At 71.5% G+C, this 22,113-nt stretch carries 17 protein-coding genes; 12 read left to right on the forward strand and 5 right to left on the reverse strand.

Annotated elements, in window-relative coordinates; genetic code table 11:
* Window positions 1–67 precede the first annotated feature (67 nt).
* The 4 genes from FGW31_RS04790 to FGW31_RS04805 form a co-directional block, all read right to left on the reverse strand.
* The gene (locus FGW31_RS04790; RefSeq protein ID WP_142192077.1) at window positions 68–796 is read right to left on the reverse strand and encodes a class I SAM-dependent methyltransferase; all 729 of its coding nucleotides are present in this window, start codon (window positions 794–796) and stop codon (window positions 68–70) included.
* Window positions 797–938: 142 nt separating this feature from the next.
* Window positions 939–3,392: an ATP-binding SpoIIE family protein phosphatase gene (locus tag FGW31_RS04795; protein ID WP_142192078.1), complete on the reverse strand. Its 2,454-nt coding sequence runs from the start codon at window positions 3,390–3,392 to the stop codon at window positions 939–941.
* A gap of 144 nt (window positions 3,393–3,536) precedes the next feature.
* A complete protein-coding gene (locus FGW31_RS04800; RefSeq protein ID WP_142192079.1) occupies window positions 3,537–5,933 on the reverse strand; it encodes an MFS transporter in 2,397 nt (798 codons plus the stop codon).
* A gap of 166 nt (window positions 5,934–6,099) precedes the next feature.
* Entirely contained in the window at window positions 6,100–6,543 is a 444-nt protein-coding gene (locus FGW31_RS04805; RefSeq protein ID WP_142192080.1) for an SRPBCC family protein, read from the reverse strand.
* 159 nt (window positions 6,544–6,702) lie between these two features.
* Here FGW31_RS04805 and FGW31_RS04810 point away from each other — a divergent pair, with 159 nt between their 5' ends.
* The 4 genes from FGW31_RS04810 (at window position 6,703) to FGW31_RS04825 (ending at window position 10,442) form a co-directional block, all read left to right on the forward strand.
* Window positions 6,703–7,743, forward strand: a complete 1,041-nt coding sequence (locus FGW31_RS04810; RefSeq protein WP_142192081.1) for an Rv2578c family radical SAM protein — start codon at window positions 6,703–6,705, stop codon at window positions 7,741–7,743.
* A 138-nt stretch (window positions 7,744–7,881) separates the two neighbouring features.
* Entirely contained in the window at window positions 7,882–9,462 is a 1,581-nt protein-coding gene (locus FGW31_RS04815; RefSeq protein ID WP_142192082.1) for an alpha/beta hydrolase, read from the forward strand.
* Between the two features lie 57 nt (window positions 9,463–9,519).
* Window positions 9,520–9,918: a RidA family protein gene (locus tag FGW31_RS04820; protein ID WP_142192083.1), complete on the forward strand. Its 399-nt coding sequence runs from the start codon at window positions 9,520–9,522 to the stop codon at window positions 9,916–9,918.
* A gap of 20 nt (window positions 9,919–9,938) precedes the next feature.
* On the forward strand, window positions 9,939–10,442 hold the full coding sequence (locus FGW31_RS04825; protein WP_142192355.1) for a GNAT family N-acetyltransferase: 504 nt from the start codon (window positions 9,939–9,941) through the stop codon (window positions 10,440–10,442).
* Window positions 10,443–10,634: 192 nt separating this feature from the next.
* Here the strand turns inward: FGW31_RS04825 and FGW31_RS04835 are convergent, their stop codons facing one another.
* Entirely contained in the window at window positions 10,635–11,243 is a 609-nt protein-coding gene (locus FGW31_RS04835; protein WP_142192084.1) for an adenylosuccinate lyase, read from the reverse strand.
* A gap of 409 nt (window positions 11,244–11,652) precedes the next feature.
* Here FGW31_RS04835 and FGW31_RS04840 point away from each other — a divergent pair, with 409 nt between their 5' ends.
* The 8 genes from FGW31_RS04840 to FGW31_RS04875 all read left to right on the forward strand — a co-directional run bounded on the left by FGW31_RS04840 (window position 11,653) and on the right by FGW31_RS04875 (window position 22,099).
* Complete coding sequence (locus FGW31_RS04840) at window positions 11,653–13,458, forward strand: 3-hydroxyacyl-CoA dehydrogenase family protein (RefSeq protein ID WP_142192085.1); 1,806 nt, start codon at window positions 11,653–11,655, stop codon at window positions 13,456–13,458.
* A gap of 184 nt (window positions 13,459–13,642) precedes the next feature.
* Window positions 13,643–14,455 (forward strand): TetR family transcriptional regulator, encoded by an 813-nt coding sequence (locus tag FGW31_RS04845; protein ID WP_182674467.1) that lies wholly within the window; start codon window positions 13,643–13,645, stop codon window positions 14,453–14,455.
* A gap of 719 nt (window positions 14,456–15,174) precedes the next feature.
* Complete coding sequence (gene ccrA, locus FGW31_RS04850; protein WP_142192087.1) at window positions 15,175–16,518, forward strand: crotonyl-CoA carboxylase/reductase; 1,344 nt, start codon at window positions 15,175–15,177, stop codon at window positions 16,516–16,518.
* A gap of 18 nt (window positions 16,519–16,536) precedes the next feature.
* Complete coding sequence (locus tag FGW31_RS04855; RefSeq protein ID WP_142192088.1) at window positions 16,537–18,564, forward strand: protein meaA; 2,028 nt, start codon at window positions 16,537–16,539, stop codon at window positions 18,562–18,564.
* A complete protein-coding gene (locus tag FGW31_RS04860; protein WP_142192089.1) occupies window positions 18,561–19,535 on the forward strand; it encodes an HpcH/HpaI aldolase/citrate lyase family protein in 975 nt (324 codons plus the stop codon). The genes FGW31_RS04855 and FGW31_RS04860 overlap by 4 nt, the downstream gene beginning before the upstream one ends.
* Window positions 19,536–19,551: 16 nt before the next feature.
* Window positions 19,552–20,064, forward strand: coding sequence for a MaoC family dehydratase (locus FGW31_RS04865; RefSeq protein WP_142192090.1), 513 nt, complete (start codon window positions 19,552–19,554; stop codon window positions 20,062–20,064).
* A gap of 2 nt (window positions 20,065–20,066) precedes the next feature.
* A complete protein-coding gene (locus tag FGW31_RS04870) occupies window positions 20,067–21,272 on the forward strand; it encodes an acyl-CoA dehydrogenase family protein (RefSeq protein WP_142192091.1) in 1,206 nt (401 codons plus the stop codon).
* A gap of 170 nt (window positions 21,273–21,442) precedes the next feature.
* Window positions 21,443–22,099: a phosphatidylserine decarboxylase gene (locus tag FGW31_RS04875; protein WP_142192092.1), complete on the forward strand. Its 657-nt coding sequence runs from the start codon at window positions 21,443–21,445 to the stop codon at window positions 22,097–22,099.
* Window positions 22,100–22,113 lie beyond the last annotated feature (14 nt).

The raw sequence follows: 22,113 nt of genomic DNA on the forward strand, positions 1-22,113 counted from the left end.
CTCTCACCGGTCCAGACCAGTGACGGGTCCGTGCGGTGTCGTCCCGGCCCTCCTGGCCTGCGACGTCTCAGTCGGTGGCGCGGCCCGCCACGTACCACAGGGACGGCAGTTCGATGCGGGTGCCGTCGGGGCCGTACTCCGTGGTGGTCAGCGGCAGGGTGCCGCTCGCCGCAACGGTCAGCCCGGCCGCGGCCAGGAATCCGGGCACCGCGGCGTCGGCGACCTCGCCGGGGGCCATGCCGTGCCGGAGGACCGGCGCGAGTTTGGGCGGCGGTCCCGCGGGGCCGGCGGCGAGGTCCCGCAGGACTCCTCCGGCCTCCTCGGACGGCTCGACGAGGAAGGCCCGGCCCCGGTCCCCGGCCAGCGTGGCGATCGCCTCCACCAGGGCCTGCCGGTCACCTTCCTCGCACTGGTGCAGTACCCCGCGCACATAGACGTTGGCGTCGCCGATCTCGGCGTGCAGGGCCTTGATCTCGGCCCGGTCGGCGGCGTCCAGTCGGCGGTAGGCCGCCCGTCCGTCCGGATCGGCGGCGCGGGCGCGGTCCAGGGCGGCGGCGCACAGGTCCGCGCCGAGGACGTGCGGGAAGCGGTCGGCGAGGAAGCGGGTCTGGGTGCCGTTGCCGCAGCCGAGGTCCACCAGGGGCAGCCCGGGATCGGCCAGACGCGGTTCGAACAGGGCGAGATGGCGGGCCACGGCCAGGACCGGCTCCGCGTCCCAGAACACCGCCCCCTGCTCCTGCGGCGCCTCCCGCCAGAAGCTCTCCCAGGACTCCCGGTACCGACTGGTCACGCTCATGCCCAACTCCCCACGGTGCGACGCCGCCCCGTCCCGTACGACGGGCCAGTACGGTGTACCGCGCCCCGGGCGCCCGGACAAGAACACGGCGCACACCGTCACCGCTCGTCCGCCGCGCGACGCGCCGTCGCACCACCCGGACTCAGCGGCGCGGCAGGGTCAGTTCGAACCACACGTTCTTGCCGGCCGCCGTCCGGCTGGTGCCCCACTCGCGGGCGAGGGTGCTGACGACCCGCAGTCCGCGGCCGGACTCGTCCGCCGGCCGGGCGTTGAGCAGCGTCGGCAGTTCGTGGTCGTCGTCCTCCACCTCGCACAGCAGGGTGTCGCCGCGCACCAGCCGCAGCGCGACGGGCCGCGCGTGCGAGTGCCGTACGGCGTTGGTGACGAGTTCGCTGACCATCAGCTCGGCGTTGTCGGCGGCCTTGGGCAGCCCCCAGTCGTGCAGTTGCTCGCGGACCGCCGCGCGGGCCCGGCCGACCTCGGACGGCTCCGGGCGGATCCGCCACTCGGCGACGGCGTCCGGCTCGATGCCGCCCAGCCGGGCCATCAGCAGGGCCACGTCGTCCTTGCGGCCGCCGCGCGTGTTCAGGGCCCGGATGATGGTGTCGCAGGCGTCGTCCATGGAGGCGGCCGGGTGGGCGGCGGACTCGCACAGCGTGGCGAGCCCGACCCCGATGTCCTCGCCGCGCACCTCGACGAGTCCGTCGGTGCACATCACCAGCCGGTCGCCGGGCTCCACCGGTACGCGCACCGCCTCGAAGGGCACCCCGCCGACGCCGATGGGCGCGCCCGTGGGCAGGTCGAGCAGTTCGCTGCGCCCGTCGGCGGCCCGGACCAGGACGGGCGGGATGTGACCGGCGTTGGCGAGGTGGAGTTCGCTCGCGATGGGGTCGTAGACGGCGTACAGGCAGGTCGCGAGGTAGGTGTCGCCGAGGCGCTGGGCCAGGTCGTCGAGGTTGCGCAGCAGTTGCGCGGGCGGCAGGTCGAGACCGGCCATGGTCTGCACGGCGGTGCGCAACTGCCCCATCATCGCGGCGGAGTTCAGCCCGTGTCCCATGACGTCGCCGACGACGAACGCGGTGCGGGCGCCGGGCAGTTTCACCGCGTCGAACCAGTCGCCGCCGACCCGGCCGAGCAGGGTGCCCGGGAGGTAGCGGGTGGCGATGTCGCAGCCCGCCATGCGCGGCGGGATGTGCGGCAGCATGCTGTCCTGGAGCGTCTCGGCGACGTTCTCCTGGTACGTGTACATGCGGGCGTTGTCGAGCACCAGGCCCGCGCGGGCGGCGAGTTCGGCGCCGGTGACCCGGTCCATGTCGTCGAAGACCTGCCGCTCCGGGTGGCGCAGCAGGATCATGAAGCCGAGGACGACGTGGCGGGCCTTCAGCGGGACCACCAGCATCGAACGGCCGGTGATCAGCGGCCGGATGTCGCGCTTGTCGAACTGTGAGGCGATGGCGTGGCCCGTCTCCTCGCTGATGCGCGGCACGAGGACGGGTTCGCCGGTGGTCATGCACTGGAAGAACGGCGTGTGCGCCGGGAAGGGCATGGCCTCGCCGACCGGTACGACGTCGTCCCAGCGGCCGGGTTCGTCGGTGTGCTCCAGGGCGACCCGGTGCCACATGGTGGTGGTGTCCGGCACGCCCTCGTCGAACGCCTCACCGGCGACGACCTGTTCGCGCAGATAGGTGCCGGCGACGTCGGTGAAGCGGGGCACCACGGCCTTGCTGACCTCGACGATGGTGCGCGAGAGGTCGAGCGAGGTGCCGATGCGGGAGCTGACCTCGTTGAGGAACTCCAGGTGTTCGCGGACGGCCGCGTACTCGAGGTCCTCGCCCTCGTCCCGCAGTTCCTCGGGCACCGGCTCGCCGGCGGCGAGGGCGCGGGCGGCCCGCTCCCGGCGCTGTCGGCGTTCGGCGCGCCGGGGCACGCCCCAGTGCGGGGTGACCGGCACCCGGTCGTTGCGGCTGAACTCCAGGATGGGATAGCCCAGTTCGAGGACCTGGGAGACGATGCGGGCGCTGTCGTCCACGCTCGTGCTGGGGAGGATCTCGGGGAGCCGGCGGGCGAGGTCCTCGGAGCCGGGGAAGTCGGTGTGCGGGGCGAAGCCGGGTGCGATCCGCTCGGACGTCCCGGATCCCTCCTGGCGCAGTGCTTCCGCGTCGGCGGCCAGTACCAGCAGCCGTTCCCGCCCGGGGCCGACCAGGGGATAGGCCCACCACAGCACGTCGACGCGTCCGGCGCCGGACGCGTCGAGGCGGGCCCGGCCCGCGGCGGGGTAGGCCGGTTGGCCGCCGAGGGAGCCGCCGAGACCGGGTCCCGGTCCGTCGTGGGCCGGGTACGTCCCGTAGGGGGTGTCCTCGTCGTCCTCGGGCAGGGCGCCGGTCACCGGCAGCAGGTCGACGGCGGGACGGCCGAGCGCCTCCTCCTTGGGAAGTGCGAACAGGCGGCGCGCGCCCCTGCTCCAGTGGGAGACGAGTCCCTCGCGGTCGACCACGACGACGGCGAGCGGGATACGGCCGGCACTGCCGGGGTCGCCCGCCGCCCCGTCCCCGGCGCGGCGATCGGGAGGCGCGTCCCGCTCGGTGCCACGGTCCATGGCCCAGGCCCTCTCTCCCCCGGCTGTGCAAGATCTGTACCGCCGTCACCACCGTACGGCCACGGTCGGATGCGATGTGCGTCATTGCGGGAATTGCCCGCGTCGGCGCGCACCGGCGTGTACTCCCGCGCGTGACCGGCCGGTTCAGTCCTCGTGCCCCAGCTGGAGGTCGCGTTCGGTCCGTCCGCCGCCCGCCACCTGGAGCACGGTCGCGACCGGCGGGTAGCCGGCGGCGATGACCGTGTACTCGCCGGACGACAGGTCGACGAACCGGAAGGTGCCGTCGGGTCCGGTGGTGAGGGTGTCGACGACGTTGCCCGCCGCGTCGAGCAGCGTGACGCGGGCCTCCTCGACGGGCCGTCCGCCGCCGGCCCGCACCGTGCCGCGCAACACGGCGCCGCCGGCGAGTTCGATGTCCTGGCGGGTCTCGCGGGCCGCCTGGACGGTGACGGGCAGGGCGGCCGGGCGGAAGGCGGGGGCGCTGGCGGCGAGGGTGTACTCGCCCGCCACCAGTTCACTGATGACGTAGCCGCCCTCGCGGCCGCTGCGGGTGCTCGCCACGACCTCCCCGTGGACGTTGGTGAGGGTGACGGCGGCGTCGCGCACGGGTGTGCCGTCGGCGGTGACGACGCTGCCGGCGAGCCGCCCGGCACCGCCGAGGACGACGTCGAGTTCGACGGGACGTTCGCCGACGGTCACGGAGACCGCCTGCGGCTGGTGGCCGCCGGCGGCGGCGATCAGCACGTACGAGCCGGGGCCGGGCGTGGCGAGCGCGTACCGCCCGTCGTCGCCGCTGGCGCCCCGGCCGGTCTGCCGGCCGGTGACGTCGATGAGGGTGAGGGCCGCGCGGGGCACGGCGGTTCCGTCGGGATGCTGCACGCTTCCGCAGACGGGCACGCCGCCGGTGTGCGGCGCGCGGGCCTGTGGCACGCGCGGGTCGAAGCGGGGTGCTTCCTGCATCGGGTCGGCGGTGGGGGTGTGGTGGGACACCAGTGGTTTCTCCTTGAGGAAGAAGGCGGTGAGCAGGCCGAGGACGAGTACCGGCACCAGGTACAGGAAGATGCGCGGCATGGCGTCGGCGTAGGCCTGGACGTAGGCGTCGCGCAGCTCGGGCGGCAGCGCGTGCACGAACTGCGGGGTGATCGACTCGACGTCGTGCGGTGCGGCGCCGGCCTGCGCGGGCAGGTGTGCGCGGAGCGCGTCGGTGAGGCGGTCGGCGAACAGGGTGCCGAAGACGGCGGCGCCGACGCTGCCGCCGATCTGCCGGAAGTAGTTGTGGGCGCTGGTGGCGGTGCCGAGGTCGGTGGGGCGCACGGAGTTCTGCACGGCGAGGATCAGCACCGGCATCACCATGCCGATGCCGATGCCGAGGACGGCCGTCCAGAGGCCGTAGTGCAGCCGTGGTGTGCCGGGCTCCAGGCGGGACAGCAGCCACATGCCGGTCACGGCGAGGGCGCAGCCGACGAGGGGGTGCCGCCGGTAGCGGCCGGTGCGGCTGATGAGCTGCCCGGAGACGACGGAGGCGCCGACGATGCCGCCCGTCATGGGCAGCATCAGCAGTCCGGACTCGGTGGCCGTGGCCCCGTCGACCATCTGGAGGTAGGTCGGCAGGTAGCCGGCGGCGCCGAACAGGGCGACGCCGATCACCAGGCCCACCAGTGCGCTGACGTTGAAGACGGAGTCGCGGAACAGCCGCAGCGGGATGAGGGGTTCGGCTGCGAAGCGCTCGACGAGGAGGAAGAGCAGGCCGGTCGCGGCGGCGCCGGCGGCGAGCCCATGGACGACGCGGGAGTCCCAGGCGTACTCGGTGCCGCCCCAGCTGGTCAGCAGGACCAGGCAGGTGGAGGCGGCGGTGAGCAGCAGGGAGCCGAGGACGTCGAAGCGGGGCCGGGCGCCGGGTTTGGGCAGTTTCAGCGCGAGGGCGACGACGGCCATGGTGACGATGCCGAAGGGCACGTTGATGTAGAAGCACCAGCGCCAGGAGTGGTGGTCGGTGAAGTAGCCGCCGAGCAGCGGGCCGGCGACGGAGGCGAGGCCGAAGGCGGCGCCGATGAGTCCCATGAAGCGGGCGCGCTGCCGTGCGGGCACGATGTCCGCGATGATCGCCTGGACGCCGATCATCAGGCCGCCCGCGCCGACGCCCTGCACGGCGCGGTAGGCGATCAGCTGGTCCATGGTGGAGGCGCGGCCGGCGAGGGCGGAGCCGACGACGAAGACGAGGATGGCGAACTGGAAGACGCCCTTGCGGCCGAGGAGGTCGCCGAGCTTGCCGTAGATCGACAGTCCGACGGTGGCGGTGAGCAGATAGGCGGTGATCGCCCAGGACATCCGGTCCAGGCCGTGCAGCTCACCGACGATCTTCGGGAGCGCGGTGGCGACGATCATCTGCTCCAGGGCGGCGAGCAGCAGCGCCAGCATCAGCGCGAGGAAGACCAGCCGGACCCGGCGCGGACTCGGGACGGGGGCGGGTGGCGGGGGTGGCGGGCCCTCGGTCCGTGGTGCCGCGACCGGCTCGTCCTGCGTCAGAGTGATCCCGCCCACGTGCCGCTCCCCTCGTCGCACCGCCGGACATTTCCCGCGTGAAAGCGACAACTACGAGCACGTGCGGCGAGTTACGGGACAGAGAAGGGTCGCAAAGAGATCACCCGAACCGGTGAGGAAAACAACTCCCCGCCGGTTCGGGCGGATTGGCCGGCCTGCGGCCGGACTACTTCTCGACCTCGGCGGCCAGCCTGGCCAGCAGGGCGTCGTAGATGCGGGCGAGGCCCTTGGGCGCGAAGGTCTTCTCGAAGAAGCCGCCGATGCCTCCGGCGCCGTTCCAGACGGTGGTCACGACGACGCGGGAGCGGCCCTCGCCGGCCGGGGTGACCCGCCAGGTGGTGACCATGGAGGAGTTGCGGTCCTTCTCGACGAGCTCGCCGTCGGAGGGCTCGGTGACCTCCAGCAGGCAGTCGCGCACCCGCTTGCTGGTGGCCTGGAGCTTCCAGTGCACCAGGGTGCCCTCGCCGTCGCCGCCCTCGCGGACCTCGTACTCGCTGAACTGCTCGGGCAGGACCTTCGCGCGGGTGCCGCTGTAGTCGGCGAGCGTATCGAACACCGTCTCCGCGTCCGCCGCGACGATCCGCTCCGTAGTGGCCTCGACCTGCGCCATCGGTTTCCTCCAGGGCATGGGTTCTCGGGGTCGGGGCAAGCCAACCACCCCCGTGCCCGGCCACCCAAATCGGGGTTCCGTAAGTGACCGAAGATGACGCCCGCACAATCAAGGGAACATGTGTTCTATTCTGTGGGCCAGTGCTACCGAGGAGGCGTCATGCGCTGGGAGAACCTCAGCCCGGAGTCCGAACACAGCCGGGCCGACGCCGCGCTGTTCGGCGCGGACGCGGTGACCACCCGCACCTTCGACACACCGGAGTTCCGCGGCATCACCTTCCACGAGATCCGGGCCCGCTCGATCGTCAACCGGGTGCCGGGGGCCTCCCGCATGCCGTTCGAATGGACGGTGAACCCCTACCGCGGCTGCACGCACGCGTGCGTCTACTGCTTCGCCCGCAAGACCCACAGCTACCTGGACCTCGACACCGGGCTCGGCTTCGACAGCCAGATCGTGGTCAAGGTGAACGCGCCCGAGCTGCTGCGCCGCCGGCTGTCCTCGCGCAGCTGGCAGGGCGAGCACATCGCGATGGGCACGAACGTCGACTGCTACCAGCGCGCGGAGGGCCGCTACCGGCTGATGCCGGGCATCCTCGCCGCCCTGCGCGACCACGCCAACCCCTTCTCGATCCTCACCAAGGGCACGCTGATCCTGCGGGACCTGGAGCTGATCGAGCAGGCCGCGCAGGTGACGGACGTCGGCATCTCGGTCTCGGTGGGCTTCACCGACGAGGAGCTGTGGCGCACGGTCGAACCCGGCACACCGGCGCCCGAGCGGCGGCTGGACGTGGTCCGCGCGCTCGCCGGGCGCGGCATCGGCTGCGGGGTCCTGATGGCGCCGGTGCTGCCGTTCCTGAGCGACCGGCCGGAGCAACTGCGGGAGACCGTGCGGGCGATCGCCGCGGCCGGTGCCACCTCCGTCACTCCGCTGGTGCTGCACCTGCGGCCCGGCGCCCGCGAGTGGTTCATGTCCTGGCTCGCCGGGCACCGCCCGCACCTGGTCGACCGCTACCGGCGGCTGTACGCGGAGGGCGCCTACGCCCCGAAGTGGTACCAGCGCCGCGTCACCCGCCAGGTGCACGAGCTGGCCCAGGAGTACGGCATCGGCCCGGCCCGCGCGGGCATGCCGCGGCGGATCCGCACCCCGGACCGCCCCACGCCGCCCCCGGTGACCGAGCCGACCCAACTCACGCTGCTCTAGGATCATTCGAGCGCATCCAGCGGCCCGATCGGGTCAACAATCGATCAGAGACGTTCACCAGGGGTCCCATGTCGGGACGATGCCGCGTGGACCGTGAGCCTCGCGGCCCGCAGCACCTCCGTCCCGGGAGGACCCCCCATGAGAAGAAGCGCAGTCGCGCTGTGCGGTGCCGCCGTCGTCGTGGCCGCGGGCCTCACGGCCGTGCCCGCCGAGGCCGGCACACCGCGCGCCGCGGAACCCTTCCCCACCGCGCACCCCGCGTGGAAGAAGTGCGGCACCGAGGACTACCCGACGCTGCAGTGCGCGTCCGTCGAGGTACCCCTCGACCATGCCGCCCCCGACGGACGCCGGATCACCCTCGCGCTGTCCCGCGTCCCGCACACCTCGGCCACCTACCAGGGCCCCCTGCTGGTGAACCCGGGCGGCCCGGGCGGCAGCGGTCTGACCCTGGCCGGGTTCGTCGCCGCGTCGCTGCCCGCCGAGGTGGCCGCCCAGTACGACGTCATCGGCTTCGACCCGCGCGGCGTGGGCGCGAGCCGGCCCGCCCTCGACTGCGCACCCGACCACTTCGCACCGGTGCGCCCGGACTCCGTGCCGACCACGCCCGCGGTCGAGGAGGCCAACCTCACGCGCGTACGGTCCTTCGCCGAGGCGTGCACCGAGAAGTACGCGGACCTGCTGCCGTACATCGACACCCGCAGCGCGGTGCGCGACATGGACGTCGTGCGGCGGGCCCTGGGCGCGGAACGCCTCAACTACTTCGGTTACTCCTACGGCACCTATCTGGGCGCCGTCTACGCCAAGCTGTTCCCGCAGCGGGTGCGCCGCCTGGTCCTGGACTCGGTCGTCGATCCCACACAGGTCTGGTACGACGCCAACCTGAACCAGGACCACGCCTTCAACGACCGTCACCGCGCCTTCCTGGCCTGGGTCGCGAAGCACGACACGACGTACGGGCTGGGCACCGACCCGGAGCGGGTCGAGGCCGCGTGGTACGCGATGCGCGCGGCCCTGAAGGAGAAACCGGCCGGCGGCCGGGTGGGCGCCGCCGAGCTGGAGGACACCTACATCCCGGGCGGCTACTACAACGGCTACTGGCCCCATCTCGCGGCGGCCTTCTCGGCGTACGTGAACGACCGGGACGCCCGGCCGCTGGTCAAGGCGTTCGAGAACCTGGGCGCCGCCGACGCGGCCGATGACAACGGCTACAGCATCTACACCGCCGTGGAGTGCCGGGACGCCGGCTGGCCGCGCGACTGGCAGCAGTGGCGCAAGGACAACTGGGAGGCGTACGAGCGGGCGCCGTTCATGACCTGGAACAACGCCTGGTACAACGCGCCGTGCGCGTTCTGGCCGACCGACTCCCTGCGGCCGGAGCGCATCCGCAACAGCGACCTGCCTCCGGCGCTGCTGTTCCAGGCGACGCACGACGCGGCCACCCCGTACCAGGGCGCCGTCACCGTCCACCGCCAACTGGACCGCTCCAGCCTGGTGGTGGAGTCGGGCGGCGGCAACCACGGCATCACGCTCAGCGGGAACGCCTGCCTGGACCGGCATCTGGCGGCCTACCTCGCGGACGGGACCGTGCCGCGCGGGAACCACGGCGACGCCGACGCCGTGTGCCCGGCGCTGCCCGACCCGAAGCCGCCGACGTCGAAGGCCGCGCCGGCCACCGCGCGCGGCTCCATGCTGCACGGCCTGCTGGGCTTCCGCGGCTGAGCGGGTGACCGTCCGCCGGAGCAGGGCGCTGTCGGACCCGTGGTCCATGATGGGCGCATGAGCGACCTGACCAGGATCCCCGCCCCCGCCGGCGTGGCCCCCGCGGCCCAGTACTCCCACGTGGTGACGGGCACGGGCCGCCTCGTCGCCGTCTCCGGGCAACTCGCCCTGGACGAGGACGGCCGGCTCGTCGGCGAGGGCGACGCCGGGGCGCAGGCCCGGCAGGTGTTCGAGAACCTGAGGCGCTGTCTGGCGGCCGCCGGCGCCACCTTCGACGACGTCGTGAAACTCACCTGCTTCGTCACGGACATGGCGCACATGCCGGCCGTCCGCGCGGCCCGCGCCGCGCACATACCCGACGACCGGCTGCCCGCGATGTCCGCCGTCCGGGTCGCGGGCCTGGTGCGGCCCGAGTTCCTGATGGAGATCGAGGCCCTCGCGGTGGTGGACGCGTGACCGCCGGCCGGCTGCGCCCCATGACCGTGGACGACTGCGCCCGCGTGGCCGAGATCCGGGTACGGGGCTGGCAGCACGCCTACCGGGGTCTCGTCCCGCAGTCGTACCTCGACGGCCTCGACATCGCCGCGGACGCCGCGCGGCACCGCACCCGGCTGCTGGAGGGCGACGGCAGCGCGGTGAACCTGGTCGCCGAGACGGACGGCGGCGAACTCGCCGGCTGGGCCGCGTTCGGCCCGTACCGGGACGGCGACCGGCGCACCGGGGACGCCGAGTTGTACGCCCTGTACCTGCGCCCGGAGCGCATCGGCCGGGGCTTCGGCCGGACCCTGCTCACCGAGGTCGTCCACCGCTGCGCGGCGGTCGGCCATCCGCGCGTGTACCTGTGGGTGCTCAGGGACAACACCGGCGCCCGCCGCTTCTACGAGCGCGCGGGATTCGCCGCGGACGGCGCCGAGGAGCCCTTCGAGGTGGACGGGGTGGAGGTGCCCGAGGTGCGGTACGTGAGGGACCTCGCCGGCTGACCGGGCTAGGGGCTGTCGTTTGGATCAGCGCGGCTGTGAGGTGCGGTGCCCTTTCGACCGGCCCGAGCGGGGTCCGGTGCGTGCAGTTGCACGGCGGAGGAGGGCGACAACGCGGAGCGTCGGCAACCGACGACAACGCCGCAGATGCGCGTGCCGGACCCCGCGACCCCGGGATGATCCGAACGACAGGCCCTAGCTGTGCTGTCCCGGGATGCGCCCTCGGGCACCGCCCTGCCGGGGGATGCGGGCCAGCGCGTGGACGGCGGCCTCGGCGAGCGCGGGGTGGGCGAGCGCCTCGGTCAGGACGGGTTCGGCGCGCGCGTCGCCGAGTTCGCCCAGGCCCTCCACGCAGGCCAGTGCCACCCGCCGGTACGGGTCGTGCGGGCGCAGCCGCCGGCGCAGCGTCGTGATCAACGCCGGTACGGCCTCCGGGGCGCGCAGTTCGGTCAGGAGACGGACCGGGTGCAGGGCGTAGGCGACGCGGAGTTCGTTGGTGGCGAGGGCGGCGGCGGCGCGGGCGGTGCGCGGGTCGCCGAGGCGGGCCAGCGCGTGGGCGGCGGAGGCGCAGCGCGGCGGGTCACGGTGGTTGAGGAGGAGCACCAGCGCCTCGAAGGCCCGCCGGTCCCCCGCGCGCCCGAGCCGGAAGGCGGCGAGTTCCCGCGCCCACAGCGGCTGTCCGGGTTCGGTGAGGACGCCGGCCAGGGTGTCGAGGTCGTCCGTGGCCAGGAGGCGGCCGTAGGCCGGCGAGTTCCCGGACTCGGACCGTAAGCGCTCCGTGAGCGATCGCAACTCTTCGTCCATGCTCCAGAGATTAGGCGTGCCGCGCGCCGCTCGGGACCTACATCACAAAGCCGGGGGCTGGCGCGCTCGTTACCCGCGAGTTAAGCTCAGACGAGCGAGTTACCCACTCGCGTACCTCCTCACGGCGGTCTGGTGACGCGGCCGCTGTGAGTCGCGGTCGGTTCGGTGCCCTGTGCACCGCAGTACGGCTCGGCCCCGGGACAGGGCCGGTCGGATCCACCGTCGTCGTGGGCGTTGTGCGCGCCCTCCCCGCCCGGGGCTTCTCCGTCGGGCCGAGGATCCGCCGACGGCACCGGGCGTGTGCGCTCGCAGCCCGGACAACACCCGCCATCACGCACGCACCTGGTGCGCCCCTCGCGGCGCACCCGGGCGTGTTTCCCGTCGTCACCCTCATTCCTGGAGTCCCGCGATGGCCACTCCCCTGTCCGACACCCCTCTGTCCCCGCTCCGGACCGTCGCCGTGGTCGGCCTCGGCACCATGGGCACCGGTATCGCCGAGGTCCTGGCCGGAGCCGGCCGCACCGTGGTCGGCATCGACATCAGCGAGGCGCAGGCCGCCCGGTGCGTCGCGGCCCTTGCGTCCTCGACCGCCCGCGCCGTGGAACGCGGCCGGCTGACCGAGTCGCAGCGCGCGGACCTCCTGGCCCGCGTCACCACCTCCACCGACCTCGCCGCCGCGGCCGACGCCGACCTGGTGATCGAGGTCGCGCCGGAGTCGTACGACACCAAGCAGCAGATCCTGCGCGAACTGGACCGGATCGTGCGGCCCGAGACCATCCTGGCGACCGGCACCAACGCCCTGTCGGTCACCCGGCTCGCCGCCGACTCCGCACGCCCGGAACGCGTGCTGGGCATGCACTTCTTCAACCCGGCCCCGGCGATGAGGCTGGTCGAGATCGTCTCCAGCGTGCTGACCGCCCCCGCGGCCGTCACCGCGGTCACCAACCTCGCCCTGGACCTGGGCAAGGAACCGGTCGCGGTCGGCGATCGGCCCGGATTCGTCGCCGACGGGCTGCTGTTCGGCTACCTCAACCAGGCCGCCGCCATGTACGAGGCCAACTACGCCTCCCGGGAGGACATCGACGCCGCGATGCGGCTCGGCTGCGGGCTGCCCATGGGCCCGCTGGCGCTGCTGGACCTGATCGGCATCGACACCGCCCGCACCGTGCTGGAGGCCATGTACGCCGAGTCCCGCGACCGGCTGCACGCACCGGCCCCCGTCCTCAAGCAGCTGAGCGAGGCGGGCCTGACGGGCCGCAAGGCCGGGCGCGGCTTCTACACGTACGAGGCGCCGGGCAGCGGGACCGTGGTGCCCGACGCCCTGACGCCGCGGGCGGACGGTTCGTCCGTCGCGGGCCGTGCGGTGCGCTCGGTGGGCGTCGCCGGCTCCGGAACCATGGCGTCCGGGATCGCGGAGGTGTTCGCCAAGGCGGGTTACGCGGTGGTCCTGGCGGCCCGCAGCGAGGAGAAGGCGCAGGTGGCCAAGGCGCGCATCGGCAAGTCGCTGGCGCGCTCCGTCGACAAGGGCCGTACGACCGCCGAGGCCGCCGCGCAGACCCTGGAGCGGATCCGCCCGACGGGCACCTACGACGACTTCGCCGATGTCGATCTCGCGGTCGAGGCGGTCGCCGAGGACCTGGAGGTCAAGAGGCAGCTGTTCGCGACGCTGGACAAGGTCTGCAAGCCGGGCGCGGTGCTCGCCACCACCACCTCCTCCCTCCCTGTCGTCGCCTGCGCCCGCGCCACCTCGCGCCCGCAGGACGTGATCGGCATGCACTTCTTCAACCCCGCCCCGGCCATGAAGCTGGTCGAGGTGGTGCGCACGGTGCTGACCGCCGACGACGTGCACGCGACGGTGCGCGAGGTCTGCGGGACGATCCGCAAGCACGCCGTGGACTGCGGCGACCGCGCCGGTTTCATCGTGAACGCGCTGCTGTTCCCGTACCTCAACAACGCGATCAAGATGGTGCAGGAGCACTACGCCTCCCTCGACGACATCGACGCCGCGATGAAGCTGGGCGGCGGCTATCCGATGGGCCCGTTCGAACTGCTGGACGTCGTCGGGCTGGACGTCTCGCTCGCCATCGAGAAGGTCCTGCACCGCGAGTTCCGGGACCCGGGTCTGGCCCCGGCGCCGCTGCTGGAGCACCTGGTGGCCGCGGGCTGCCTCGGCCGCAAGACCGGCCGCGGCTTCCGCGAATATGCCAAGCGCTGAGCCGCGCCCCGGAGACCGGTTCCAGGACGGCGGCGACCGGTTCCAGGACGGTACGGAGTGGGGCGGGCTGCTGGACCCCGACCGGTTCCCGCCGCCCGTCCCCGGTGCCCCTCCCCCGCCCGCCGAGGGCGGGGGAGCCCCCGGTCACGCGCACCGAGCTGCGCACATGCAGTACGTTCAGGGCATGTCCCAGCCCGCCAAGTCCGTACGTACGTCCGCCACGACCGAGCCACCGGAGAGCGCCGCAGGCTCCCGCGCCGCCGCCCAGCGGCTGAAGATGCGCCGGGAACTGGCGGCCGCCGCGATGGAGCTCTTCGCGACCAAGGGGTACGAGGCGACGACCGTCGACGAGATCGCGGCCGCCGCCGGGGTCGCCCGCCGCACCTTCTTCCGCCACTTCCGCTCCAAGGAGGAGGCGATCTTCCCGGACCACGACGACACCCTGGTCCGCGCGGAGGCGGTGCTCAACGCCGCGCCCGCGCACGAGCATCCGCTCGACACGGTGTGCCGTGGCATCAAGGAGGTCATGAAGATGTACGCGGCGCGACCGGAGATCTCGGTCGCCCGCTACAAGCTGACGCGCGAGGTGCCCACCCTGCGCGAGGCGGAGATCGCGTCGGTGGCCCGCTACGAGCGCCTGTTCACCCGCTATCTCCTCGGCCACTTCGACGAGCACGCGCACGACGACGACGCCAACGACGACCCGCTGCTGGCGGAGGTCGCCGCGTCCGCCGTGGTCACCGCGCACAACCACGTGCTGCGGCGCTGGCTCAGGGCCGGCGGCCAGGGCGACGTCGAGGCGCAGCTCGACCACGCCTTCGCGATCGTCCGCAAGACCTTCGGCAGCGGCATCATGGCGGGCCGTCGCACCACGCCCCCGAAGCCGGCCACGGCCTCCGCGTCCGTGCACGGCGAGGTCCTGGTGACCGTCGCCCGCACCGACGCGCCGCTGGACGAGGTCATGCGGACCATCGAGCAGGCCCTCAAGGACCGCTGACCGGCCCCACACCCCGGCGCCCCGACGGTCCCCGCGCCCCCGTACCTCGCCGTACCCCGCCTCGCGCCCCGGCGGATCCACAGCCCGCGCCGGGGCGCCCCCGGGCCCCATACGGGAACGACGCACGACTGCTCGCGACGGGACCGGCGCGCGCACGACTGCGCGGCTGCCGCGTACGGCGCGAGGGGCCGGGCGGGGATGTTCGCCCGCAGTGGCTGGCGCGTCCACACCCCGCCCCTCCAGACCCCCCATTCCGCGCCAGTCCGGCGGAGCCACAGCCCCGCGCCGAGCGGCGGACCGTCAGCCCCGCCCGCCGCGCCGGAACGGACGTCGACGCCCCCGCACCGATGTGACAACGGCCACCCCACCGGGTGGCCGTTTTGCCATGTCAGGGGCCCTTTTCGCACCGCTTTCCGGGGCCGTTCGATCGATCATCGCTCATCTGATGCGTAAAGATTTCACTTGAGCCGAACTTCTGGCACGCAGTGCCTTGCCGTGTGACACGGCGTGCCATACGTTGAAGGAGTCCGGGCGGCTGTCCCGGCGGGCTCACCGCCCGTACGTCCGGACGCCTGCGTCACAGGCAACCTCCCGCGCCACAAAGCGCTGCCGAAGCACCATCCGCCGAACCGACGGCACCCACCCCCAAACCCTCAGCAGCACACCGACGTAACCCTCAGCGCCCCTCCCCCGGGGCGCTCATCGCCGGAGGCAACACCGTGACCGTGAAGGACATCCTGGACGCGATCCAGTCGCCCGACTCCACGTCGGAGGACTTCGCCGCCCTGCCGCTCCCCGAGTCGTACCGCGCGATCACCGTGCACAAGGACGAGACGGAGATGTTCGCCGGGCTCGAAACCCGCGACAAGGACCCGCGCAAGTCGATCCACCTCGACGAGGTGCCGCTGCCCGAACTCGGCCCGGGCGAGGCCCTGGTGGCCGTCATGGCCTCCTCGGTCAACTACAACTCCGTGTGGACCTCGATCTTCGAGCCGCTGTCGACGTTCGGCTTCCTGGAGCGCTACGGCCGGCTCAGCGAGCTCACCAAGCGGCACGACCTGCCGTACCACATCATCGGCTCCGACCTCGCGGGCGTCGTGCTGCGCACCGGCCCCGGCGTCAACGCCTGGCGGCCCGGTGACGAGGTCGTCGCCCACTGCCTCTCCGTCGAGCTGGAGTCGAGCGACGGCCACAACGACACCATGCTCGACCCGGAGCAGCGCATCTGGGGCTTCGAGACCAACTTCGGCGGCCTCGCGGAGATCGCGCTGGTGAAGTCCAACCAGCTGATGCCGAAGCCGGACCACCTCAGCTGGGAGGAGGCCGCCGCGCCGGGCCTGGTCAACTCCACCGCGTACCGGCAGCTGGTCTCCCGCAACGGCGCCGGCATGAAGCAGGGTGACAACGTGCTCATCTGGGGCGCGAGCGGCGGACTCGGCTCCTACGCCACGCAGTTCGCGCTGGCCGGCGGCGCCAACCCGATCTGCGTCGTCTCCAGCGAGCAGAAGGCGGACATCTGCCGGTCGATGGGCGCCGAGGCAATCATCGACCGCAACGCCGAGGGCTACAAGTTCTGGAAGGACGAGAACACCCAGGACCCGAAGGAGTGGAAGCGCTTCGGCAAGCGCATCCGCGAACTCACCGGCGGCGAGGACATCGACATCGTCTTCGAGCACCCCGGCCGCGAGACCTTCGGCGCGAGCGTCTACGTCACCCGCAAGGGCGGCACGATCACCACCTGCGCCTCGACCTCGGGCTACATGCACGAGTACGACAACCGCTACCTGTGGATGTCCCTGAAGCGCATCATCGGCTCGCACTTCGCCAACTACCGCGAGGCCTGGGAGGCCAACCGGCTCATCGCGAAGGGCAAAATCCACCCGACCCTGTCGAAGGTGTACTCCCTCGAGGACACCGGCCAGGCCGCCTACGACGTCCACCGCAACCTGCACCAGGGCAAGGTCGGCGTGCTGTGCATGGCGCCCGAGGAGGGCCTGGGCGTGCGCGACCACGAGAAGCGCGCGAAGCACATCGACGCCATCAACCGCTTCCGCAACATCTGAGGACACCCGGGGTCATAGATGACTGAGCGTCAGAAGGACCGGCCGTGGCTCATGCGCACGTACGCCGGCCACTCCACGGCCGAGGCGTCCAACGAGCTGTACCGGCGCAACCTCGCCAAGGGCCAGACGGGTCTGTCGGTCGCCTTCGACCTGCCGACCCAGACCGGCTACGACCCGGACCACGTCCTCGCCCGCGGCGAGGTCGGCCGGGTCGGGGTGCCGGTGGCCCACCTCGGTGACATGCGCCGGCTGTTCCAGGACATCCCCCTGGAGCAGATGAACACCTCGATGACGATCAACGCCACCGCCATGTGGCTGCTGGCGCTCTACCAGGTCGTCGCCGAGGAGCAGGGCGCGGACGTCACCCGGCTCCAGGGCACGACCCAGAACGACATCGTCAAGGAGTACCTGTCCCGCGGGACCCACGTGTTCCCGCCGGGGCCCTCGCTCCGCCTGACGACGGACATGATCGCGTACACGGTCTCCCACATGCCGAAGTGGAACCCGATCAACATCTGCAGCTACCACCTGCAGGAGGCGGGCGCCACGCCGGTGCAGGAGATCGCGTACGCGATGTCCACCGCCATCGCCGTGCTGGACGCGGTGCGCGACAGCGGCCAGGTGCCGCAGGAACGCATGGGCGATGTCGTCGGCCGGATCTCCTTCTTCGTGAACGCGGGCGTCCGCTTCGTCGAGGAGATGTGCAAGATGCGCGCCTTCAACCGCATCTGGGACCGCATCACGCACGAGCGGTACGGCATCGAGAACCCCAAGCACCGCCGGTTCCGCTACGGCGTCCAGGTCAACTCCCTGGGACTGACCGAGGCGCAGCCGGAGAACAACGTCCAGCGGATCGTCCTCGAGATGCTGGCCGTCACCCTCTCCAAGGACGCCCGCGCCCGTGCCGTGCAGCTGCCTGCCTGGAACGAGGCCCTGGGCCTGCCCCGCCCCTGGGACCAGCAGTGGTCGCTGCGCATCCAGCAGGTCCTCGCCTACGAGAGCGACCTGCTGGAGTACGACGACATCTTCGAGGGCTCGAAGGTGATCGAGGCGAAGGTGGACCAGCTGGTCGCGGACGCGTTCGCGGAGATCGAGCGGATCCAGGAGATGGGCGGCGCGATGGCGGCCGTCGAGTCCGGCTACCTCAAGTCGCAGCTGGTCTCCTCGCACGCCGCGCGCCGGGCCCGGATCGAGTCGGGCGAGGAGAAGATCATCGGTGTCAACGCCTTCGAGTCCACCGAGCCGAACCCGCTGACCGCCGACCTGGACACCGCGATCCAGACGGTGGACCCGGCGGTGGAGGCCCGCGTCGTCGCCTCGCTCCGCGCCTGGCGCGACACCCGCTACCAGCCGCCCTTCAACCACCCGCGCCCCTGCAAGGCGCTGGAGAAGCTGAAGGAGGCCGCCAAGGGCACCGACAACCTGATGGAGGCCACCCTGGAGTGCGCCCGCGCCGGTGTCACGACCGGCGAGTGGGCCGGGGCGCTGCGCGAGGTGTTCGGCGAGTTCCGGGCGCCCACCGGCGTCTCCTCGGCCCCGGTGGCGGTCACCGCGGAGGAGGGCTCGGCCCTGGCCGAGGTGCGCCGCAAGGTGGAGCTGACCGCCCGTGACCTCGGTGTCGGCAAGCTGCGCTTCCTGGTCGGCAAGCCGGGCCTGGACGGGCACTCCAACGGCGCCGAGCAGATCGCCGTGCGGGCCCGCGACGCCGGGTTCGAGGTGGTCTACCAGGGCATCCGGCTCACTCCGGAGCAGATCGTGGACGCCGCACTGGCCGAGGACGTGCACGCGGTGGGGCTGTCCATCCTCTCCGGCTCCCACGCGGAGCTGGTGCCGGACGTGCTCGAACGGCTCCGTGTGGCCGGTGCCACAGATATACCGGTGATCGCCGGTGGCATCATCCCCAGCGGTGACGCCGAACAGCTGCGGGCCGCCGGAGTGGCCGCGGTCTTCACCCCGAAGGACTTCGACATCACCGGGATCATCGGCCGCATCGTCGACGAGATCCGGAACGCGAACAAGCTCGACCCCCTGGAGGTCCCCGCATGACCACGCCCGCCCCGCAGGTCAACCGCCTTCGCCCGCGGCGCTCCTGCCTCGCCGTGCCGGGAAGCAACCCCCGCTTCCTGGAGAAGGCCCAGGGCCTCCCCGCCGACCAGGTCTTCCTCGACCTGGAGGACGCGTGCGCGCCGCTCGCCAAGCCCGAGGCGCGGCACACCATCGTGAAGTTCCTCAACGAGGGCGACTGGACGGGCAAGACCCGCGTGGTCCGCGTCAACGACTGGACGACCGAGTGGACGTACCGCGACGTGGTCACGGTCGTCGAGGGCGCCGGCCAGAACCTCGACTGCATCATGCTGCCGAAGGTGCAGGACGCCCAGCAGATCGTCGCCCTCGACCTGCTGCTCACCCAGATCGAGAAGACGATGGGCTTCGAGGTCGGCCGGATCGGCATCGAGGCGCAGATCGAGAACGCGCAGGGCCTGAACAACGTCAACGAGATCGCGCAGGCCTCCCCGCGCGTGGAGACCATCATCTTCGGCCCGGCCGACTTCATGGCGTCCATCAACATGAAGTCCCTGGTCGTGGGCGAGCAGCCGCCCGGCTACCCGGCGGACGCCTACCACTACATCCTGATGAAGATCCTCATGGCCGCCCGCGCCAACAACCTCCAGGCGATCGACGGCCCCTACCTCCAGATCCGCAACGTGGACGGCTACCGCGAGGTCGCGCAGCGGGCCGCCGCCCTCGGCTTCGACGGCAAGTGGGTGCTGCACCCGGGCCAGGTCGAGGCGTCCAACGAGATCTTCTCGCCGTCGCAGGAGGACTACGACCACGCCGAGCTGATCCTGGACGCGTACGACTACTACACGTCCGAGGCGGGCGGCAAGAAGGGCTCGGCGATGCTCGGCGACGAGATGATCGACGAGGCCAGCCGCAAGATGGCCCTGGTCATCTCCGGCAAGGGACGCGCCGCCGGCATGCAGCGCACCAGCAAGTTCGAGATCCCCACCGACTAGAAAGGCGCTGAGCGCGATGCAGTTCGGGCGCACCTACGAGGAGTTCGAGGTCGGGGCGACGTACAAGCACTGGCCGGGCAAAACGGTCACCGAGTACGACGACCACCTGTTCTGTCTCCTCACCATGAACCACCACCCGCTCCACATGGACACCAACTACGCCGAGAAGACGACGGACTTCGGCAAGAACGTGGTGGTCGGGAACTACGTCTACTCCCTGCTGCTCGGGATGTCGGTGCCCGACATCTCCGGCAAGGCGATCGCCAACCTGGAGATCGAGTCGCTGAAGCACGTGGCGCCGACCTTCCACGGCGACACCGTGTACGGCCAGACGACGGTGCTCGACAAGTGGCCGTCGAAGTCGAAGGACGACCGCGGCATCGTGTACGTCGAGACCAAGGGCTACAAGCAGGACGGCACGCTGGTGTGCGTGTTCCGCCGCAAGGTGATGGTGCCGACCGAGACGTACATCAAGGAGCGCGGCGGCGAGCAGCCCGGCCGCCCCGAGCTGAAGGAACAGGGGAAGTAGCGATGGCCCGCCTCGCCCAGACCGCCGGTCTCACGGACGTCCAGCAGGAGATCCTCTCCACCGTCCGGGACTTCGTGGACAAGGAGATCATCCCGGTCGCGACCGAGCTGGAGCACCGTGACGAGTATCCGCAAGCGATCGTCGACGGCCTGAAGGAACTCGGCCTCTTCGGTCTGATGATTCCCGAGGAGTACGGGGGTCTGGGCGAGTCGCTCCTCACCTACGCGCTGTGCGTGGAGGAGATCGCCCGCGGCTGGATGTCGGTGTCCGGCATCATCAACACGCACTTCATCGTGGCGTACATGCTCAAGCAGCACGGCACGCAGGAGCAGAAGGACCACTTCCTGCCGAGGATGGCGGCCGGCGACGTCCGCGGCGCCTTCTCGATGTCGGAGCCGGGCCTGGGCTCGGACGTGTCGGCCATCACGTCGAAGGCGGTCAGGGACGGCGACGAGTACGTCCTCAACGGCCAGAAGATGTGGCTGACGAACGGCGGCACGTCGTCACTGGTGGCCGTCCTGGTCCGCAGTGACGAGGGTCACCCCGAGGGGACGGCGCCCCACAGGTCGATGACCACCTTCCTGGTGGAGAAGGAGCCCGGCTTCGGCGAGGTGCGTCCCGGCCTCACCATCCCCGGGAAGATCGACAAGATGGGCTACAAGGGCGTCGACACCACCGAGCTCATCATGGACGACCTGCGGATTCCCGCCGACCGGGTGCTCGGCGGGACCACCGGCCGGGGTTTTTACCAAATGATGGACGGCGTCGAGGTCGGCCGCGTCAATGTCGCGGCGCGTGGCTGCGGCGTCGCGCAGCGTGCCTTCGAGCTGGGTGTCCGGTACGCCCAGCAGCGGCACACCTTCGGCAAGCCGATCGCCCAGCACCAGGCCATTCAGTTCAAACTCGCGGAGATGGCTACCAAGGTCGAGGCCGCGCATGCGATGATGGTGAACGCTGCACGCAAAAAGGACTCCGGGGAACGAAACGACCTTGAGGCAGGGATGGCGAAGTACCTCGCCAGCGAATACTGCAAAGAGGTCGTGGAGGACGCCTTCCGGATCCACGGCGGGTACGGCTTCTCCAAGGAGTACGAGATCGAACGCCTCTACCGGGAGGCGCCGATGCTGCTGATCGGTGAAGGCACCGCCGAAATCCAGAAAATGATCATCGGCAGGCGGCTGCTCGAAGAGTATCGATTCCAGGGCTGAATGTCCGGATACGGGGTGTTTTCTTGGAGAAGAGGATCACACCCCGTATGCACTCTTCGGCCGTCGACTCGGCTGCCTGGCTTACCCAGTTGCCGCCCGGAGCCGCTACGATCGCCGGAAAGCCGCCGTCCCCCGCAAGTGCGCGGCATCATCCGCTACGAAGGTCATCCATGCCCCACAGCCAAACCTCTGCACACCGCGACAGCCTCGCCGGCGTACGCCTCGCGCGCGGAGCATCGCCGTGGCTTCTGCCGACCGTCGCCACCGCAGCCGTCAGCCTGCTCCGCGCCCGCCGCTCGGGTGCCGCCAAGGCCGTCGCCGTCCCCGCCACCGCGCTGGCGGCCGGAATGCTGTGGTTCTTCCGCGACCCCGAGCGCGAGATCGCCCAGGGCCGGGTCATCTCGCCCGCCGACGGTGTGGTGCAGAGCATCATGCCGTGGAAGGACGGCCGTACCCGCGTCGCGATCTTCATGAGCCCGCTCAACGTGCACGTCAACCGGGCGCCGCTGGCCGGCACCGTGACGTCGGTCGAGCACGTCCCCGGTGGCTTCGTTCCCGCCTTCAACAAGGAGAGCGAGAACAACGAGCGCGTGGTGTGGCACTTCGACACCGAGCTCGGTGACATCGAGATGATCCAGATCGCCGGCGCGGTGGCCCGCCGCATCGTCCCCTACGTGCCCCAGGGCACCAAGGTCGAGCAGGGTGAGCGCATCGGTCTGATCCGGTTCGGCTCGCGCGTCGACCTCTACCTGCCCGAGGGCGTGGAGGTCGCGGTCGAGGTCGGCCAGAAGACCGTGGCTGGGGTGACTCGCATTGACCGTGGTTGATCCGGAGACACAGG

Source organism: Streptomyces calvus (assembly GCF_006782915.1).
Classification (GTDB): domain Bacteria; phylum Actinomycetota; class Actinomycetes; order Streptomycetales; family Streptomycetaceae; genus Streptomyces; species Streptomyces calvus.

Coding starts and splice junctions, on each gene's coding strand:
- FGW31_RS04815 (WP_142192082.1), top strand. CDS start 7,882: ATGAGAAGAAGCGCAGTCGCGCTGTGCGGTGCCGCCGTCGTCGTGGCC.
- FGW31_RS04840 (WP_142192085.1), top strand. CDS start 11,653: ATGGCCACTCCCCTGTCCGACACCCCTCTGTCCCCGCTCCGGACCGTC.
- FGW31_RS04790 (WP_142192077.1), bottom strand. CDS start 796: ATGAGCGTGACCAGTCGGTACCGGGAGTCCTGGGAGAGCTTCTGGCGG.
- FGW31_RS04805 (WP_142192080.1), bottom strand. CDS start 6,543: ATGGCGCAGGTCGAGGCCACTACGGAGCGGATCGTCGCGGCGGACGCG.
- FGW31_RS04820 (WP_142192083.1), top strand. CDS start 9,520: ATGAGCGACCTGACCAGGATCCCCGCCCCCGCCGGCGTGGCCCCCGCG.
- FGW31_RS04825 (WP_142192355.1), top strand. CDS start 9,939: ATGACCGTGGACGACTGCGCCCGCGTGGCCGAGATCCGGGTACGGGGC.
- FGW31_RS04795 (WP_142192078.1), bottom strand. CDS start 3,392: ATGGACCGTGGCACCGAGCGGGACGCGCCTCCCGATCGCCGCGCCGGG.
- FGW31_RS04855 (WP_142192088.1), top strand. CDS start 16,537: ATGACTGAGCGTCAGAAGGACCGGCCGTGGCTCATGCGCACGTACGCC.
- FGW31_RS04875 (WP_142192092.1), top strand. CDS start 21,443: ATGCCCCACAGCCAAACCTCTGCACACCGCGACAGCCTCGCCGGCGTA.
- FGW31_RS04845 (WP_182674467.1), top strand. CDS start 13,643: ATGTCCCAGCCCGCCAAGTCCGTACGTACGTCCGCCACGACCGAGCCA.
- FGW31_RS04865 (WP_142192090.1), top strand. CDS start 19,552: ATGCAGTTCGGGCGCACCTACGAGGAGTTCGAGGTCGGGGCGACGTAC.
- FGW31_RS04870 (WP_142192091.1), top strand. CDS start 20,067: ATGGCCCGCCTCGCCCAGACCGCCGGTCTCACGGACGTCCAGCAGGAG.
- FGW31_RS04810 (WP_142192081.1), top strand. CDS start 6,703: ATGCGCTGGGAGAACCTCAGCCCGGAGTCCGAACACAGCCGGGCCGAC.
- FGW31_RS04835 (WP_142192084.1), bottom strand. CDS start 11,243: ATGGACGAAGAGTTGCGATCGCTCACGGAGCGCTTACGGTCCGAGTCC.
- FGW31_RS04860 (WP_142192089.1), top strand. CDS start 18,561: ATGACCACGCCCGCCCCGCAGGTCAACCGCCTTCGCCCGCGGCGCTCC.